17 protein-coding genes are annotated in these 16,623 nt (G+C 63.0%); all 17 read left to right on the top strand.

The features are described 5' to 3' along the window. Positions 1 to 8 precede the first annotated feature (8 nt). The gene (locus ACP146_RS12965) at positions 9 to 1,181 is read left to right on the top strand and encodes a Gfo/Idh/MocA family protein (RefSeq protein WP_422367177.1); all 1,173 of its coding nucleotides are present in this window, start codon (positions 9 to 11) and stop codon (positions 1,179 to 1,181) included. Between the two features lie 246 nt (positions 1,182 to 1,427). Beyond that, complete coding sequence (locus tag ACP146_RS12960) at positions 1,428 to 2,753, top strand: ABC transporter substrate-binding protein (protein WP_422367176.1); 1,326 nt, start codon at positions 1,428 to 1,430, stop codon at positions 2,751 to 2,753. A 125-nt stretch (positions 2,754 to 2,878) separates the two neighbouring features. Further along, positions 2,879 to 3,847, top strand: coding sequence for a carbohydrate ABC transporter permease (locus ACP146_RS12955; RefSeq protein ID WP_422367175.1), 969 nt, complete (start codon positions 2,879 to 2,881; stop codon positions 3,845 to 3,847). Beyond that, entirely contained in the window at positions 3,844 to 4,794 is a 951-nt protein-coding gene (locus ACP146_RS12950) for a carbohydrate ABC transporter permease (protein ID WP_422367174.1), read from the top strand. The genes ACP146_RS12955 and ACP146_RS12950 overlap by 4 nt, the downstream gene beginning before the upstream one ends. Next, positions 4,791 to 5,003 carry a hypothetical protein gene (locus ACP146_RS12945; RefSeq protein ID WP_422367173.1) on the top strand — a complete coding sequence of 71 codons (213 nt, stop codon included), beginning with the start codon at positions 4,791 to 4,793 and terminating at the stop codon, positions 5,001 to 5,003. The genes ACP146_RS12950 and ACP146_RS12945 overlap by 4 nt, the downstream gene beginning before the upstream one ends. 9 nt (positions 5,004 to 5,012) lie before the next feature. Further along, positions 5,013 to 6,110, top strand: coding sequence for an ABC transporter ATP-binding protein (locus ACP146_RS12940; protein ID WP_422367172.1), 1,098 nt, complete (start codon positions 5,013 to 5,015; stop codon positions 6,108 to 6,110). Continuing rightward, complete coding sequence (locus tag ACP146_RS12935; protein WP_422367171.1) at positions 6,103 to 7,125, top strand: ABC transporter ATP-binding protein; 1,023 nt, start codon at positions 6,103 to 6,105, stop codon at positions 7,123 to 7,125. The genes ACP146_RS12940 and ACP146_RS12935 overlap by 8 nt, the downstream gene beginning before the upstream one ends. Positions 7,126 to 7,132: 7 nt before the next feature. Then, entirely contained in the window at positions 7,133 to 7,738 is a 606-nt protein-coding gene (gene dhaL, locus ACP146_RS12930) for a dihydroxyacetone kinase subunit DhaL (protein ID WP_422367170.1), read from the top strand. 5 nt (positions 7,739 to 7,743) lie between these two features. Further along, positions 7,744 to 8,139, top strand: a complete 396-nt coding sequence (gene dhaM, locus ACP146_RS12925; protein ID WP_422367169.1) for a dihydroxyacetone kinase phosphoryl donor subunit DhaM — start codon at positions 7,744 to 7,746, stop codon at positions 8,137 to 8,139. A gap of 57 nt (positions 8,140 to 8,196) precedes the next feature. Beyond that, positions 8,197 to 8,493 (top strand): HPr family phosphocarrier protein, encoded by a 297-nt coding sequence (locus ACP146_RS12920; RefSeq protein WP_425032684.1) that lies wholly within the window; start codon positions 8,197 to 8,199, stop codon positions 8,491 to 8,493. Next, the gene (gene ptsP, locus ACP146_RS12915) at positions 8,477 to 10,135 is read left to right on the top strand and encodes a phosphoenolpyruvate--protein phosphotransferase (RefSeq protein ID WP_422367167.1); all 1,659 of its coding nucleotides are present in this window, start codon (positions 8,477 to 8,479) and stop codon (positions 10,133 to 10,135) included. The genes ACP146_RS12920 and ptsP overlap by 17 nt, the downstream gene beginning before the upstream one ends. Beyond that, positions 10,128 to 10,562 (top strand): hypothetical protein, encoded by a 435-nt coding sequence (locus ACP146_RS12910; RefSeq protein ID WP_422367166.1) that lies wholly within the window; start codon positions 10,128 to 10,130, stop codon positions 10,560 to 10,562. Before ptsP ends, ACP146_RS12910 begins: the two co-directional genes overlap by 8 nt. Before the next feature lie 34 nt (positions 10,563 to 10,596). Next, the gene (gene dhaK / locus ACP146_RS12905) at positions 10,597 to 11,586 is read left to right on the top strand and encodes a dihydroxyacetone kinase subunit DhaK (RefSeq protein ID WP_422367165.1); all 990 of its coding nucleotides are present in this window, start codon (positions 10,597 to 10,599) and stop codon (positions 11,584 to 11,586) included. Between the two features lie 191 nt (positions 11,587 to 11,777). Next, entirely contained in the window at positions 11,778 to 12,467 is a 690-nt protein-coding gene (locus tag ACP146_RS12900) for a GntR family transcriptional regulator (RefSeq protein WP_422367164.1), read from the top strand. Between the two features lie 69 nt (positions 12,468 to 12,536). Continuing rightward, a complete protein-coding gene (oxc, locus tag ACP146_RS12895; protein ID WP_422367163.1) occupies positions 12,537 to 14,291 on the top strand; it encodes an oxalyl-CoA decarboxylase in 1,755 nt (584 codons plus the stop codon). A gap of 42 nt (positions 14,292 to 14,333) precedes the next feature. Then, positions 14,334 to 15,611, top strand: coding sequence for a formyl-CoA transferase (gene frc, locus ACP146_RS12890; RefSeq protein WP_422367162.1), 1,278 nt, complete (start codon positions 14,334 to 14,336; stop codon positions 15,609 to 15,611). Between the two features lie 97 nt (positions 15,612 to 15,708). Beyond that, positions 15,709 to 16,623 carry a methionyl-tRNA formyltransferase gene (locus ACP146_RS12885; RefSeq protein ID WP_422367161.1) on the top strand — a complete coding sequence of 305 codons (915 nt, stop codon included), beginning with the start codon at positions 15,709 to 15,711 and terminating at the stop codon, positions 16,621 to 16,623.

The raw sequence follows: 16,623 nt of genomic DNA, 5'->3' as shown, positions 1-16,623 counted from the left end.
GCAGAGGCATGGCAATCGAAGGACGCGGCGAAGACTTGAGCGGCGGGCGTATCCGCCTCGGCATGGTCGGCGGCGGCCAGGGCGCTTTCATCGGGGCGGTGCATCGCCTGGCCGCGCGGATGGACGATCACTACAGCCTGGTGGCCGGGGCGCTTTCTTCCCAGAAGAAGCGGGCCGTCGCCTCGGCGCTGGAGCTGGGGATCGCGAAAGATCGGGCCTACGGCTCCTACGAAGAAATGGCGGCCAAGGAATCGGCGCGCCCGGATGGCATAGAGGCTGTCTCCATCGTCACCCCGAACCATATGCACTTTCCCGTCGCCAAGGCCTTCCTGAAGGCCGGTATCCATATCATCTGCGACAAGCCGCTGACCAACACCACCAAGGAAGCCAAAGAGCTTGTGGCATTGACCAAGAAGAGCAAACGCATCTTCGCGGTGACCCACAACTATTCGGGCTATCCCATGGTGCGTCAGGCCCGTGCCATGGTCGCAGCCGGCGATCTGGGGAAGCTGCGCGTTGTACAGGTGGAATATCCGCAGGACTGGCTGACCGAGCGTCTGGAAGCCAGCGGGCACAAGCAGGCAAAGTGGCGCACCGACCCCAAGCAGTCCGGAGCCGGCGGTTCGATCGGCGATATCGGCACCCATGCCCATCAGCTTGCGGGCTTCGTCTCCGGGCTCACCCTGGAATCGCTCTGCGCCGATCTCACGGCCTTCGTGAAGGGGCGGAAGCTTGATGACAACGTGAACATCCTGCTGCGCTACAAGGGCGGCGCCAAGGGCATGCTCTGGGCCAGTCAGGTGGCGCCGGGAAACGAGAACGCCTTGCGCCTGCGTGTCTATGGCGAGAAGGGCGGTCTGGAATGGAGCCAGGAGAACCCCAACGAACTCTGGCATGCGCCCTATGGTGAAGCGCGGCGGCTGATCACCCGGGCCGGCAACGCTGCCGATGCCGCGGCGGCCCGCGTTACCCGTGTCCCGCCCGGCCACCCCGAGGGCTATCTGGAGGGCTTTGCCAATCTCTACAGCGAAGTGGCCGCGGCGATCCGTGCGGCGCGCGAGGGCAAGAAGCCCGATGCCGAAGTCTACTTCCCGACGGTGGAAGAGGGGCTCAGCGGCGTCGCCTTTATCGAAGCGGCGGTGCGCTCCTCCGCCAAGGGGGCGACCTGGGTGAAGCTGTAGCGAGGCCGGGGAGACGCGCATAAAAAACTTGCGATGTTTAGTGAATTGCAGTTTACTAAACTCAATAAATAAACAAATGCCGAGAGCCAAAGCAGCTCCGGCGGGGAGGAAACGAGGCAAACAAGCCTTCATGAATCGATAAGTGGATTCACGGAATTCGGTGCACCGGACCATTGGCGCGGTGGCTGAAGGACGCGGTGACGGTTCCCTTGACCGCCGCCGTCATAACCCTAGGGAGGAATAACAATGAAAAAGGTTCTTGCCTTAGCGACCGCGGTTTCCGCTGCGGCTTTCGCTTTTGCCGGGCCGGTTGACGAGGCGCAGTCGAAGGAGTTGACGCTCTGCTGGGCGGCCTGGGATCCGGCAAACGCGCTCGTGGAGCTGTCCAAGGATTTTACGGCGCAGTCGGGCATCGACATGAAGTTCGAGTTCGTGCCCTGGCCGAACTTTGCCGACCGCATGCTGAACGAGCTGAACTCCGGCGGTAAGCTCTGCGATCTCCTGATCGGCGACTCACAGTGGATCGGCGGTTCCGCCGAAAACGGCCACTATGTGAAGCTGAACGCGTTCTTCGACAAGGAAGATATCTCGATGGAGAACTTCCTGCCGGCGACGGTCTATGCCTATTCGACCTGGCCGAAGGGCAGCCCGAACTACTGGGCGCTGCCGGCCATGGGCGACGCCTTGGGCTGGGTTTATCGCAAGGATTGGTTCTCCCGTCCCGAGCTTCAGGCGGACTTCAAGGCCAAGCACGGCCGTGATCTGGCGCCGCCGGCGACCTGGAGTGAGTTGAAGGAAGTCGCGGAGTTCTTCCAGGGCCGCGAGATCGACGGCAAAAAGGTCTACGGTGCCGCCATCTTTACAGAGCGTGGGTCGGAAGGCATCACCATGGGCGCCACCGCAGCGCTTTATTCCTGGGGTTTCGAATACCAGAACCCCGACAAGCCCTATGACATGGACGGCTTCGTGAACTCCGCGGCGGCGGTCGAGGCGCTGGATTTCTACAAGGATCTCTACAAGTGCTGCACCCCTCCGGGCTACACAGACTCCTACATGCAGGAAGGCTTGGACGCCTTCAAGTCCGGCCAGGTCGCGATGATGATGAACTGGTTCGCCTTCTTCCCTGGTCTTTACAAGGACCCGGTGGTCGGCGGTGAGCGCATCGGTTTCTTCGTAAACCCGGGCCAGAAGGTCGAAGCCTCGACCCTCGGCGGTCAGGGCATCTCCGTCGTCGCTTATTCCGACAAGCAGGAAGAGGCCCTGGAGTACATCAAGTGGTTCGCCGGTGCGGATGTGCAAAAGAAGTGGTGGTCGCTCGGGGGCTATGCGGTGCACAACGCCGTGGTGCAGGACCCAGGCTTCGAGGCTTCGGCGCCCTTTGCGGCCGACTTCCTGAAGGCCATGTCCGGCGTCCAGGACTTCTGGCAGGAGCCGGCCTATGCCGAGCTGATGTTGGCCATGCAGAAGCGTTTCCATGACTACGTCGTGGCCGATCAGGGCACGGCGCAGGAAGCCATGGACAAGCTGAAGGAAGACTGGGTCGAAGTCTTCGAAGACGAAGGCAAGCTCTAGCTTCCGTTTCCCGGGTGCTCGGTTTCCCCTGTCCCACATTGTGGGGCGGGGGAGCCAGCCCGACACGTCCGTAACATTTCCAACAGGCCGCTGTTGTTCGGCAGAGGCAGTGTTGAGTGGATCCCATGGCTGAATCGACGACACGCGGAATAGAAAAGGTGGCCGAGCGCGCCGCCCGGGCAACACCGCCCGGAATGGCAAGACGCTTCAGCGGACTTTCCGACAAGGCGGTGGCCTGGCTTTTCATCGGCCCGACCTTGGTGCTGCTTCTGGCGATCAACATCTTTCCGCTGATCTGGACGGTCTATCTATCCTTCACCAACTACAAGGCCAACCGCGCCGCGCGGGGCTACGAGTTCATCGGCCTGCGCAACTATGAGCGGGTGCTGACCGACGGCGATATCTGGCAGACTCTGCAGGTCACCGCCCACTTCCTGATCTGGACCATGACGCTCCAGGTCATCCTTGGTTTTGCGCTGGCCTGGCTCATCAACAAACAGTTCAAAGGCCACGGCTTCTGGACCACCATCATCCTGCTGCCGATGATGCTGTCGCCGGCGGTGGTGGGCAACTTCTGGACCTTCCTTTATCAGCCGCAGATCGGCCTCTTCAACTACGTCATTGCCTTCTTCGGCGGGATCGAGCCCTCATCGTTTCAGATGCTGGGCGACGTGAACCTGGCGCCCTGGGCCATCGTCATCGTCGACACCTGGATGTGGACGCCCTACATCATGCTGATCTGCCTGGCCGGCCTCAGGTCGATCCCGGACTACATCTATGAGGCGGCGGAGGTCGACCGTGCCTCCAAGTGGCGGCAGTTCTGGTCGATCACCCTGCCGATGGTATTGCCCTTCCTGATGCTGGCGGTGCTGTTCCGGGTCATCGAGAATTTCAAGATGTTCGATCTGGTGGTCGAGTTGACCTCCGGTGGGCCTGGATCGATTACTGAGCTGGCCTCGATCAACCTGAAACGCGAAGCCTTTGAGAAGTGGCGCACCGGCTATTCCTCGGCCTTCGCGATCATCCTCTTCGTGACCGTCTTCGGCGTGGCCAACATCTATGTGAAGGCCCTCAACAAGGTGAAACAGCGATGAGCGCCAGCACCGCCCACTCGGTTGTCGACGCCAAGCCCTGGACGCGGCGTTTTGCCAGCGCATTGGTCATTCTCTATGCGCTGATCACCATCCTTCCGCTGGTCTGGATTTTCATGACCGGCTTCAAGACGCCGCAGGATTCGATCTCCTACCCGCCGAAGGTGATCTTCGAGCCGTCGCTGGAGGGCTATGTAAACCTCTTCACCACGCGCTCCCGCCAGACGCCGGAATACATGTCGACCCTGCCGCCGCCGGACAACTGGGTCGAGGCCCTGGTGCGCGAGCGCAACATGGTGATCGCCGGTCCGTCCAAGTTCGGCGAGCGCTTCATGAACTCGGTGATCATCGGTTTCGGCTCGACCTTTCTCTCGGTCTTCCTGGGCACCCTGGCGGCTTATGCCTTCTCGCGCTTCAAGGTGCCGCTGAAGGACGATCTGATGTTCTTCATCCTCAGCACGCGGATGATGCCGCCCATCGCCGTGGCCATTCCAATCTTCCTGATGTACCGGACCCTTGGGCTTTCCGACACCCATCTGGGCATGATCCTGCTCTATACGGCGGTGAACATTTCCCTGGCGGTCTGGCTGCTGAAGGGTTTCATCGATGAAATCCCGCGGGAGTATGAGGAGGCCGCGCTGATCGACGGCTACACCCGCCTGCAGGCCTTCCGGAAAGTCGTGTTGCCGCAGGCAGCGACCGGCATCGCCGCGACGGCGATCTTCTGCCTGATCTTTTCCTGGAACGAGTATGCCTTCGCGCTGCTGCTGACATCCGGCACCGCGCAGACCGCGCCGCCTTTCATTCCGACGATCATCGGCGAGGGCGGCCTGGATTGGCCGGCTGTCGCGGCCGGGGCGACGTTGTTCCTCATCCCCATCGTGGCCTTCACGATACTCTTGAGGAAGCATCTGCTGCGCGGCATCACCTTTGGAGCGGTAAGGAAATGAGCTTGGACCAAGAGCCTGAAACACCGAGCTTGCTCAACCGCTTTTTGCGGCTGCGGCGTGGCCCCTGGGAGAATCTGGCGACGGTGATCATTGCTGTCGGCGTCTTCATGCTGATGCAGCCTTTTGCGCTGTCGCTCTTCACCTATTCCTTCGTGACTATTCTGACCGGCACGGTGATGTTCATCATCGTCAGCCACTTTCCGGAGTGAGTCGGGATCATGGCTGAAATCCGGGTTGAGAACCTGCGCAAGACCTTCGACGACTTCGTGGCGGTGGCCGATTCCACCTTCACCATCGACGACGGCGATTTCTTCGTCATGCTTGGGCCCTCGGGCTGTGGCAAAACGACGACGCTGCGGATGATCGCAGGCCTGGAACTGCCGTCTTCCGGCGCCATCTACCTGGGCGGCGAGGAGGTAACCTTCAACCGTGCCTCGCAGCGCGACATCGCCTTCGTCTTCCAGCTCTTTGCGCTCTATCCGCACATGAATGTTCGGCAGAACATCGGCTTTCCGCTGAAGTGCATCGGGCGGTCGCGCCGTGAGATCCGGGAGCGGGTGGAAGAAACGGCACGACTTCTGCGCATTGATCACCTGCTGAACAAATCGGTCTCCGGCCTCGCCGGCGGTGATCGCCAGCGCGTCGCCCTGGGCCGCGCCATCGTGCGCCGCCCCATGGCCTTTCTGATGGACGAGCCGCTGGGCACTCTGGATGCCGAGTTCCGCGATCTGATGTGCGAGGAACTGCGCCTGCTGCATGACCGGATCGACGCGACCACGGTCTATGTCACCCACGACCAGCTCGAAGCCATGTCCATGGCCGACAAGATCGCGGTGATGAACAAGGGTTATGTCGAGCAGTTCGGTGCGCCGCAGGAAATCTATGACCGCCCGGCCACCATGTTCGTGGCGGAGTTCATCGGTTCGCCGCCGATGAACTTCCTGAGGTTCCACGGCGCCGTCGCCAAGGGGGCGGCTGCCGTGCGCATGGATGCGACAGAGGTTGTGGTGCCGGAACTGCGCGAGGACCGGGGCGAAGGTGCCCTGGCCCTGGGGGTGCGTCCCGAGCACATCCGCTTCGATGAAAACTCCAGTCTACGCGGAGAGGTCTTCGAGGCCGAGTACCTGGGCACCAACCAGATCGTCACCGTGGAAACCGGCCAGGGCATGGTGAAGGCGCGGCTGCGGGCCGACACCCGGGTATCGGCCGGGGAAACCGTCGGCCTCAGTTTCATGTCGGAGCGTCTCTCGCTCTTTGATGCATCCAGCGGCCAGGCCATTCAGACTGCCCTTTATGACGGAGGCCCGCATGGCTGAGGTTTGCCTGAGCGGCGTCACCAAGCGCTTCGATGAAACCACCGCCGTTGACCGGATGGACCTTACGGTGGCGGACGGCGAGTTCGTGGTTCTGCTGGGGCCTACCGGGGCGGGGAAGACGACGACCCTGCGGCTGGTTGCGGGCCTGGAAAAGGCTGATGAAGGCAGGATTGAAATCGGCGGCCACGACGTCACTTTGGCCTCGCCGACGGTGCGCGACGTCAGCTTCGTCTTTCAGCAGTATTCGCTCTATCCCCATCTGACGGTTTTCGACAACCTGGCCTTTCCGCTGCGCTCTCCGGCGCGTCGGGTGCCGGAACCGGAGATCAAGGAACGCGTCAACGCCATCGCCGAGATGCTGCGCATTCCCGACAAGCTGCAGAACAAGGCGACCCAGCTTTCCGGCGGCGAGATGCAGCGCGTGGCCATCGGCCGGGCCCTGGTGCGGGCGCCGCAGATTTATCTGATGGACGAGCCGCTGTCGTCTCTGGATGCCAAGCTGCGCGCCGACATGCGCATCGAACTGAAACGCATCCAGAAAGACCTGGGGGCGACCCTGCTCTATGTCACCCACGACCAGATCGAGGCCATGACCATGGCCAACCGTATCGGTGTGATCGATCAGGGAAGGTTGATCCAGGTTGGGGCACCGCGCGAGATCTACGAGGACCCGCGCAATGTCTATGTCGCGACGCGCCTGGGGCAGCCGGCAATCAATCTCATTCCCCGCGACCTCATTCCCGCCGGCACCGCGCCGGCGGGCACCGCGACCATCGGCGCGCGCACCGAGCATATCCGCATTCGCAAGGCAGCGGAGAGCGCAGCTCAGGGCAAGGTGCAGTGGATTGAACACCTGGGTGACCAGAACCATCTGCACATCACCGTCGGTGACCGCAAGGTCACCACGCTGGTCGAGCCCGACACCGATCTGGCGGTGGCGGACGGTGTTTCCCTGGAATTGATCAATCCACTCTACTTCGACGGCGCCGGGGAGCGTCTGAGGGCCGAAACGTGAGGAAGCCATGCTAGAGGACGCAGCAAGCCGCCGGAGCCTGATAGAGGCCGTTGCGCAGGACGTGATCGACCATGCGGAAGAACTGACGGCGCTCGATCAGGCGGTCGGCGACGGCGATCACGGGGTGAACATGAAGCGTGGTGCCGAAGCGGTTCTGGCTGATATCGATGCGCTGGCGCAAAAGACCCTGCCCGAAGCCTTGAAAGCGATCGGCATGGCTCTGGTGATGAAGGTCGGCGGTGCCTCTGGGCCGCTCTACGGCACCTTCTTCATGACCCTGGGCAAGAGCCTGCCGGAGAAGCCGAAAGCCGCGGACACGGTGGCGGCCTTCGATGCGGCCCTGCAGGCGGTAATGGCGCGGGGCAAGTCGCATCCCGGTCAGAAGACCATGCTCGACGTGCTGGCGCCGGCTTTGGAGCAGTTGAAAAACGATCCCAGCTCCTCCGAGGCGCTCTGTGTGGCGGCCGCCGAGGCAGCTAAGGCCACCATCCCCATGCGGGCGGAGCGGGGTCGGGCGTCCTTTCTGGGCGAGCGCTCGATCGGGCACATGGACCCGGGCGCCCGTTCTTCATCTTTGATGATAACGAAGGCCTCTAAGATTCTGGAAGGTTAGAAGGAATGGCAAGCAGAAATGTGGGGATCGTCATTGTATCGCACTCGCCTGATGTGGCGCGAGGCACGGCGGACATGGTGCGCCAGATGGTGGGTGAAGAGGTGCCGCTCGCCTCTTGCGGCGGCGATACTGACGGCGGGCTGGGCACTTCGGTTGAAAGCATCCTGAGCGCCATCGACGCGGCCTGGTCCGAAGCCGGAGTGGCCATTCTGGTTGACCTCGGCGGCGCGGAGACCAATAGCGAGATGGCAATCGAGATGCAGCCGGAGGATCGGCAGCAGCGGATTGCGATCTGCAACGCGCCGATTGTCGAGGGCGCGGTGATCGCCGCGACGGAAGCCTCGGGCGGCGCATCGCTCGACATTGTCCGGCGAACGGCGGAAGAGCTTTCGCCGGCATGACGGCGGGTTTCGGTTTTGGGCCTGTTACTGGTTGATTTGACGAAGACGGCGGACAAGATGGAACAAGCTTCAGTTTTCATGACCCACGAGATTGGCCTTCACGCCCGGCCCTCGGTGAAGCTGACCAAGCTCGCCAAGACTTTCACGGCACAGATCGAACTCGCCATCGCCGGGGCGGAGGGGCCCTGGATCGACGCCAAGAGCATCGTCAAGGTCATGGCCGCCAAGGCGCCGAAGGACACAACGCTTTTCTTCCGTGCCGAGGGCGCGGACGCCGCAGCGGCCCTGGCCGCGCTGACGGCTTTGGTCGAACGCGACTTCGACGAAGGCAAGGCCGATGCCACCAATGCCTGAGACGGGAGCCCGTTCCTTGCGTGGTAGGTCATTCAGGGGCAGGCCCGCATCGCCGGGCCTGGCTGCCGGAACGTTGGTGCTGCTTGATGACGTGTCTTCTGCTGGCGCAGGGGCTCAGGTTGCAGAATCCAAGAGCCCCGATGGGGAAGCTGAGCGTTTGCGCGGCGCGATCACCGCCGCCACGCAGGATCTGGCGGGCTTGATGGATCAGTTGGATGAGGAGACGGCCGGGATCATCGAATTCCAGATTGCCATGCTGGAAGACGATGCCCTGGTTGAGCCCGCCTTGTTGTCGATCCGCGAGGGAATTGCTGCGGAGGCGGCTTGGCAGGCTGCCCTTGATGCCCAGGTTGCCGACTATGAGGCGGCGGAGGATGAATACTTCCAGGCCCGCGGCAGCGATCTCAAGGACCTGAGGGACCGCGTGCTGCGGAACCTGAGGGGCGCTTCCGGTGTCCAGGCGCTTCCTGATGGGGCTGTGCTCGCCGGCCATGAAATCACCCCGAGCCGGTTTCTGGAAACCGACTGGAGCCGGGGCGGGGGGCTGGCGCTGCGCCAGGGCAGCCCTTCCAGCCACGTCGCCATGCTCGCCCGGGCAAGGGGGGTGCCCATGGTGGTCGGCCTCGGGGATGCGGATCTGCCGGAGACGGGGGAAGTTCTGCTGAACGGCGACGATGGCATATTGATTGTCGATCCGGATGACCAGGAGCGCGCAGCCTTCAGCCAACGTCGGAAAGCCGCCAGCGACAACCGCCGGCTTGAAGAAAGTTATCGCGGCAAGCCGGCGGTCACCGGCGACGGCACGGCGATTGCCGTCATGATCAACGTTGCCGATCCGGACGAGCTCGACGATCTTGATCCGGCGGATTGCGACGGCATCGGGCTGGTGCGCAGCGAGTTTCTGTTCCACGGTCCCGGCGGTTTGCCGGACGAGGAGCAGCAGTATCTTGCCTATCGCCGCATTCTGCGCTGGGCCGGCGACAAGCCGGTCGTCATCCGTACGCTGGATGCCGGCGGCGACAAGCCGATTGCCGGCCTGACTGCTGACAACGAGTCCAACCCCTTCCTCGGCCTGCGCGGTTTGCGTCTTTCGCTGGCACGGCCGGAGGTGTTCAAGGTGCAACTTCGGGCCCTGGCGCGGGCCGCATTGCAGGGAAACCTGAAGATCATGCTGCCCATGGTGACGCGACCGGAAGAACTGACTCAGGCCAGACGCCTCTATGCCGAAGCGCTGGCCGCATTGCGGGCCGAGGGCGTTGCCTGCGGCGAAGCGCCGCTGGGGATGATGGTGGAGGTGCCGGCGGCCGCCATTGCGCCGGAGCTGTTCGCCGAGGCGGCGTTCTTCTCCATCGGCTCCAACGATCTCACCCAATACGTCACCGCGGCGGGCCGAGATATCGCCGCCGTCGCCGATCTCAACGATTCCACCCATCCGGCGGTGCTGAAGCTGATCCGCGCGCTGATCGAGGGGGCTGCCGCCATGGAGCGCGATGTCAGCCTCTGTGGCGATGCGGGGGGTGAGCCTTCCGAGATTCCCGGCCTCCTGCGCTGCGGCCTGCGCAGCCTCTCCGTGGCGCCCTTGGCCTTGGGACGCGCAAAGGCCGCCATTGCCGAGACCGATCTGGCAGGCGCGCATGCCTAAGGCGCCCAAGGGATCGGTGCAGGACAGCGGCGATGCGGTGGCCGCCTACAAAGCGGTGTTGCAGGCGGTGTTGGACAAAAGGCCCTCGGGCACCCGCCAGCGGCTCGCCACCGCCCTGGGAAAGAACCGCAGCTTTATCTCGCAAATCTCAAATCCCGCATACGCGGTTCCCATCCCGGCGCGCCACCTGGATATCATTTTCGAGATCTGCCACTTCTCGGTCGATGAGCGTGAAGCCTTTCTGGCGGCCTATGGGCGGGCGCATCCGCGGCGCCTGGAGTTGATCAAGGATGCGGCCCCGAGGCGGGAACTGCGCATCCAACTGCCCGATCTGGGTCACGACAGCCGTAACCGGGCCCTGGAGAAAGTCGTCGAAGACTTCGTTCAAAAGGTTGCGGAGCTATTCGAAGAGAACAGGGACAACTGAGCACCGCCGCCGGGCGCGCCTTAGGGAGGAAGCCATGAAGAAGCTGATCAATGCCACGGAAACCATCCTGACCGAAAGCCTGGACGGCTTTGTTTCGGCCCATGGCGATATCCTGACCCTGGGGGACGAGCACAAGTTCGTTCGCCGCGCCGCGCCGAAGCCAGGCAAGGTGGCCTTGATTTCCGGCGGCGGTTCCGGTCATGAACCGCTGCATGCGGGCTTCGTGGGGCAGGGGATGCTGGATGCCGCCTGCCCGGGCCAGGTCTTCACCTCGCCAACACCCGATCAGATGCTGGCCGCCGCCGAAGCGGTCGACGGCGGCGCCGGGACGCTCTTCATCGTGAAGAACTACGAGGGCGACGTCATGAACTTCGAAATGGCGGCGGAGATGGCCGGCGGCGAGGTCATGACGGTGCTGACCGACGACGACGTGGCGGTCGAAACCTCCACCTTCTCCACCGGGCGGCGCGGCGTTGCCGGTACGCTTTTCGTCGAGAAGATCCTGGGGGCGGCGGCGGAGGAGGGACGCGACCTCGCCGCGCTGAAGGCGCTGGGCGACCGCGCCAATGCCGTGACCCGCTCGATGGGCGTGGCACTGACCAGTTGCACCGTGCCCGCCGCCGGTACGCCGACCTTTGAACTGAGCGACAATGAGATGGAAATGGGCGTGGGTATCCACGGCGAGCCCGGGCGCCGCCGCGTCGCCCTGGCCTCGGCCAACGAAATTGCCGAGGAGATGGTGGAGGCGATCGCCTCCGACCTGGGCGACAAGGCCAAGGGCGAGGCTTTCGTTCTGCTGAACGGCTTCGGCGGCACCCCTCTGATGGAGCTGTACCTGATGTTCAACGCCGCCCGGCAACTGCTGACCCGGCGCGGAATCACCGTTTCGCGCCAACTGGTCGGCAGCTATGTGACCTCTCTGGAGATGGCCGGCTGCTCCCTGACCGTCGCCATGCTGGACGACGAATTGGCTGCGCTCTGGGATGCGCCGGTTCACACACCGGCTCTCCGCTGGGGGCTATAAACCCCAATAAAACAGGGTACTGTCTTCCCATTTTCAGAAGATGCATGAGGATATCAAGGGGAACCGGCTGACGGAAAAGCGGGGGAATCTTGTTGTCGCCCCGTGGTTCCTGGGCTATGGTATACCAAGAACCAGACGCCTGAGACGGGTGCCGGCTCTGCCCCTGAAACCAACCGAACGATCCTCCTCCGATGCTGCCGAACAAGCTCCAAGTGAAGCCGATCGAGAGCACCTTCAGTCTGAAGGAGCATATCTACGAGACGCTGCGCGAGGGCATCACCTCGATGAACATCTATGCCGACGACGCGCAGCTAAAGCTCGACGAACGGCAACTTTCCGAGCAGCTTGGGATCAGCCGAACCCCGATCCGCGAGGCGCTGGCCCGTCTCGAGCAGGAAGGGCTGGTGACCGTGATCCCGCGGCGCGGCGTTTTCATCGTGCGCAAGTCGCGCAAGGAAATCCTGGAAATGATCACGGTCTGGGCGGCGCTGGAGAGCATGGCGGCACGCCTGATCACCCTGAATGCCTCCGATGAGGCGATCGCCTCGCTGCGAAAGCTTTTCACCAGCTTCGAGAACGGGCAGGTCCAGGCCCACATCGACGAATACTCGGACCGCAACATCGAGTTTCACCAGTCGATCCTGGAACTGAGCGGCTGCGCCCTGCTGAAGGAAACCGCCGACCGGCTCTTCATTCATATGAAGGGCATCCGGGCGCGCACCATTTCGGAGCAGGACCGGGCGAAGCGCTCGATCATCGACCACCTGCATATCATTGAGGCGCTGGAGGCGCGGGACACCGAGTTGGCGGAGCGCTTGTCGCGCGAGCATACGATGAATCTGGCGGCGCACATCGAGGCGCACGTCGACTACCTCGACTGAGAACCATATCAAGTGACGCCGTGGACAACCGGCGCACTTCCGTAAGCACTAGGAACGATGGAGACAGGCATGAGCGACCCGGCAATCGACACGCTGGTTCAGGACAACAGCGCAGACGAGGGTACCGCGCCGCAGGCGCTGACGGACGGTTTCCATCTGGTTATCGACGCGCTGAAGCTCAACGACATCAACACGATCTATAACGTGCCGGGCATTCCGATCACCGATCTGGGGCGCTACATGCAGGCCGAGGGCTTGCGCGTTCTGTCGTTCCGGCATGAACAGCATGCGGGCTATGCCGCCGCTATCGCCGGCTACCTTACAAAGAAGCCGGGCGTCTGCATGACGGTCTCGGCCCCCGGTTTCCTGAACGGCCTGACGGCGCTCGCCCATGCCACGACAAACTGCTTTCCGATGATACTGATTTCCGGCTCCTCGGAGCGCGAGATCGTCGATCTGCAGCAGGGCGACTATGAGGAGATGGACCAGCTCGCCATCGCCAAGCCGTTGTGCAAGGCCGCTTACCGCGTATTGCATGCCGAGGACATCGGCATCGGCATCGCACGGGCGATCCGCTCGGCGGTTTCCGGGCGCCCCGGCGGCGTCTATCTGGATCTGCCGGCAAAGCTGCTGGGCCAGACCATGGACGCGGCGGCCGGTGCGGCCTCTCTCGTCAAGGTCATCGATGCCGCGCCGCGCCAGCTGCCGGCGCCGGAGGCGGTGGAGCGGGCTCTGGAGGTCCTGAAGGGTGCCAAGCGCCCGCTGATCATTCTCGGCAAGGGCGCGGCCTATGCGCAGGCCGACGAGGAAATCCGGGCGCTGGTGGAAAAGAGCGGCTTTCCCTATCTGCCGATGAGCATGGCCAAGGGGCTTTTGCCGGACACCCATCCGCAGTCGGCGGGCCCGGCCCGTTCGCTGGTGCTGAAGGAGGCCGATGTCGTCCTGATGATCGGCGCCCGCCTGAACTGGCTACTCTCCCACGGTAAGGGCAAGACCTGGGGGACGGCGCCCAAGAAGTTCGTTCAAATCGATATCGAGCCCAAGGAGATGGACAGCAACGTCGAGATTGCCGCACCCCTGGTCGGCGATATCGGATCCTGCGTCTCTGCGCTACTGAATGGCATGGGCAGCGACTGGAGCGCGCCGCCGGCGGACTGGATCCAGGCGGTGACGGCGAAGAAAGAGGCCAATATTGAGCGGATGGCCCCGCGGCTGCGCAACAACAACGTGCCGATGGATTTTCACGGTGCGCTGGGTGTGCTGAAGACCATCATCGCCGAACGGCCCGACGCCATTCTGGTGAACGAAGGCGCCAACACCCTCGACTTCGCCCGCGGTATCATCGACATGCACAAGCCCCGCAAGCGCCTGGATGTCGGCACCTGGGGCGTCATGGGGATCGGCATGGGCCAGGCCATCGCGGCGGCGGTGGAAACAGGGCATCCGGTGCTGGCCGTCGAGGGCGACAGCGCCTTCGGTTTTTCCGGCATGGAGATCGAAACGATCTGCCGCTACAACCTGCCGGTCTGTGTGGTCGTGTTCAACAACGGCGGGATCTATCGCGGCACCGATGTCAATCCGACCGGTGGCGCCGACGCGGCGACGACTGTCTTCGTCAAGGATGCCCGCTACGACAAGATGATGGAGGCTTTCGGCGGCGCCGGTTACTACGTGACCTCGCCCGACGAGCTGCAGCGCGCCGTGAACGAAGCGATGGACTCAGGGCGGCCGGCTCTGGTGAACGCCGTCATCGACGAAAACGCCGGCACCGAAAGTGGCCGCATCGGCAATCTCAATCCGCAGTCTGTGGTTTCCAAGAAGTAATCCAGCGCCAGCGTATCAACTCCTCAGGAACAGGAGCCCGTAATGAAAGCTCTAGAAGGCGTCCGCATTCTCGATTTCACCCATGTGCAGTCAGGCCCCACCTGTACGCAGCTGCTGGCCTGGTTCGGCGCTGACGTGATCAAGGTCGAGCGGCCCGGAGTCGGCGATGCCACCCGCGGCCAGCTGCGCGATATCCCGGATGTCGACAGCCTCTACTTCACCATGCTGAATCACAACAAGCGCTCCATCACGCTCAACACCAAGAGCGACAAGGGCAAGGAGATCCTGACCAAGCTGGTGGAGACCTGCGATGTGCTGGTGGAGAACTTCGCCCCCGGTGCTCTCGACCGCATGGGCTTCGGCTGGGAGCAGGTGCAGAAGATCAATCCGCGGATGATCTATGCCTCGGTGAAGGGTTTCGGTCCGGGTCCCTATGAGGACTGCAAGGTCTATGAGAACGTGGCCCAGTGCACCGGCGGTTCGGCCTCGACGACCGGTTTCCTGGACGGTCCGCCGACGGTAACGGGCGCGCAGATCGGTGATTCCGGTACCGGCCTTCACTTGGCGCTCGGTATCGTCACGGCGCTCTATCACCGCGAGAAGTCCGGCAAGGGGCAGCGCGTTCTGGCCGCCATGCAGGACGGCGTGCTGAACCTCTGCCGGGTGAAGCTCCGCGATCAGCAGCGCCTGGAACACGGACCTTTGAAGGAATACAGCCAGTTCGGTCAGGGCATCGGGTTCGGCGAAGCCACGCCGCGGGCCGGCAATGACTCAGGCGGCGGCCAGCCCGGCTGGATCGTGAAGTGCAAGGGCTGGGAGAGCGACCCCAACGCCTATGTTTACTTCATCACCCAGGCGGCTGTCTGGGGCAACATCTGCGATCTGATCGGCAAGCCGGAGTGGAAGGAAGATCCCGGCTATGCAAAGCCGGAGGCGCGGCTCGACAAGATCCCGCAGATCTTCGACACCATCGAAGACTGGACCAAGACCAAGACCAAGTTCGAGGTCATGGAGGCCTGCAACCCGCTGAACATTCCCTGCGGGCCGATCCTCTCCATGAAGGAACTGGCGGAGGAGCCGAGCCTGCGGGAGACCGGGACCATCGTCGAGGTCGATCACCCGGAACGGGGCAAGTACCTGACCGTCGGCAACCCGGTGAAACTGTCGGCTTCACCCTCGGAGGTGACCCGTTCACCTCTGCTGGGCGAGCATACCGATGAGATCCTGGGACAGGTTCTGGGCCTTTCGGAGGAGGAAATCCAAGAGACTTGGAGCAGTGGCGCGCTGGGCGACATGCCCGAGCAGGCCGCCGCAGAGTGAACGATTGATGTCGCCGCCGGATCAGCAGGTCCGGCGGGAATCACGGTTGATCAATCCGGCCTTTCGGGGTCCGGCATAACACGGGGGAAGTGCAGGAATGCGGATCGTCGTCCATGGCCAGGAGGCCTTCGGCAAGGCTGTTCTCGAGAAACTCTTGGAGCGTGGGGAGAACGTCGTTGGCGTCTTCTGCGCGCCGGATAAGGAGGGGCGGCCGACCGATCCCCTGAAGGAGTTCGCGCTGGAAAAGGGCTTGCCGCTGCATCAGCCGGCGTCCTGGAAGACCCCGGAAGCCGAAGATTTGATGCGCTCCTTTTCGCCCGACCTCTGCGTCATGGCCTATGTGACGCTTTTCGTGCCCCAGCCGGTGCTCGACATTCCCGAAAAGGGAACGATCCAGTATCACCCTTCCTTGCTGCCGCTGCACCGCGGCCCCAGTTCGATCAACTGGCCGATCATCATGGGCCGCAAGGAAACCGGCTTGACGATTTTCTGGCCGGACGAAGGCCTCGACGAAGGCCCGGTCCTGCTGCAGAAGACCGTGGAAATCGGTCCCGACGACACCCTGGGTACGCTGTATTTCAACCAGCTCTTCCCCATGGGTGTGGATGCGATGGTCGAGGCGGTGGACCTGGTCCGCGACGGCAAGGCGCCGGCAATCGACCAGGACCACAGCAAGAAGACCTACGAAAGCTGGTGCCGCAAGGCCGATGCGGAGATTGATTGGTCGAAGCCGGTGGACGAGGTCTACAACCTGATTCGCGGGACCAATCCGGCGCCGGGCGCCTGGACTACCTTCAACGGCAATGAAGTGAAGATCTTCGACTCCCGCAAGGTTGAGGGCGAGGGCGATCCGGGCCGGGTCATCGCCGTTGACGGCGACAGCTTCACGGTCGCGGCTGTGGGCGGCGCGGTGCGGGTCGAGCGGGTTCGCCCCCATGACGATAAGAAGATTTCCGCCGGCGATTTTGCGGCAAAGGCCGGTTTGGTTGAAGGGTTGGCCCTCGGCGGTTAA

It is taken from the genome of Pelagibius sp., from assembly GCF_965249265.1.
Lineage (GTDB): Bacteria > Pseudomonadota > Alphaproteobacteria > Kiloniellales > Kiloniellaceae > Pelagibius.
The sequence above is the reverse complement of the archived record's forward strand: the minus strand, read 5'-3'. Positions and strand labels throughout refer to the sequence as shown.

Coding starts and splice junctions, on each gene's coding strand:
- oxc (WP_422367163.1), top strand. CDS start 12,537: ATGAGCGACCCGGCAATCGACACGCTGGTTCAGGACAACAGCGCAGAC.
- ACP146_RS12945 (WP_422367173.1), top strand. CDS start 4,791: ATGAGCTTGGACCAAGAGCCTGAAACACCGAGCTTGCTCAACCGCTTT.
- ACP146_RS12950 (WP_422367174.1), top strand. CDS start 3,844: ATGAGCGCCAGCACCGCCCACTCGGTTGTCGACGCCAAGCCCTGGACG.
- ACP146_RS12910 (WP_422367166.1), top strand. CDS start 10,128: ATGCCTAAGGCGCCCAAGGGATCGGTGCAGGACAGCGGCGATGCGGTG.
- ACP146_RS12920 (WP_425032684.1), top strand. CDS start 8,197: ATGGAACAAGCTTCAGTTTTCATGACCCACGAGATTGGCCTTCACGCC.
- frc (WP_422367162.1), top strand. CDS start 14,334: ATGAAAGCTCTAGAAGGCGTCCGCATTCTCGATTTCACCCATGTGCAG.
- ACP146_RS12885 (WP_422367161.1), top strand. CDS start 15,709: ATGCGGATCGTCGTCCATGGCCAGGAGGCCTTCGGCAAGGCTGTTCTC.
- dhaK (WP_422367165.1), top strand. CDS start 10,597: ATGAAGAAGCTGATCAATGCCACGGAAACCATCCTGACCGAAAGCCTG.
- dhaL (WP_422367170.1), top strand. CDS start 7,133: ATGCTAGAGGACGCAGCAAGCCGCCGGAGCCTGATAGAGGCCGTTGCG.
- ptsP (WP_422367167.1), top strand. CDS start 8,477: ATGCCACCAATGCCTGAGACGGGAGCCCGTTCCTTGCGTGGTAGGTCA.
- ACP146_RS12965 (WP_422367177.1), top strand. CDS start 9: ATGGCAATCGAAGGACGCGGCGAAGACTTGAGCGGCGGGCGTATCCGC.
- ACP146_RS12935 (WP_422367171.1), top strand. CDS start 6,103: ATGGCTGAGGTTTGCCTGAGCGGCGTCACCAAGCGCTTCGATGAAACC.
- ACP146_RS12940 (WP_422367172.1), top strand. CDS start 5,013: ATGGCTGAAATCCGGGTTGAGAACCTGCGCAAGACCTTCGACGACTTC.
- ACP146_RS12955 (WP_422367175.1), top strand. CDS start 2,879: ATGGCTGAATCGACGACACGCGGAATAGAAAAGGTGGCCGAGCGCGCC.
- ACP146_RS12900 (WP_422367164.1), top strand. CDS start 11,778: ATGCTGCCGAACAAGCTCCAAGTGAAGCCGATCGAGAGCACCTTCAGT.
- dhaM (WP_422367169.1), top strand. CDS start 7,744: ATGGCAAGCAGAAATGTGGGGATCGTCATTGTATCGCACTCGCCTGAT.
- ACP146_RS12960 (WP_422367176.1), top strand. CDS start 1,428: ATGAAAAAGGTTCTTGCCTTAGCGACCGCGGTTTCCGCTGCGGCTTTC.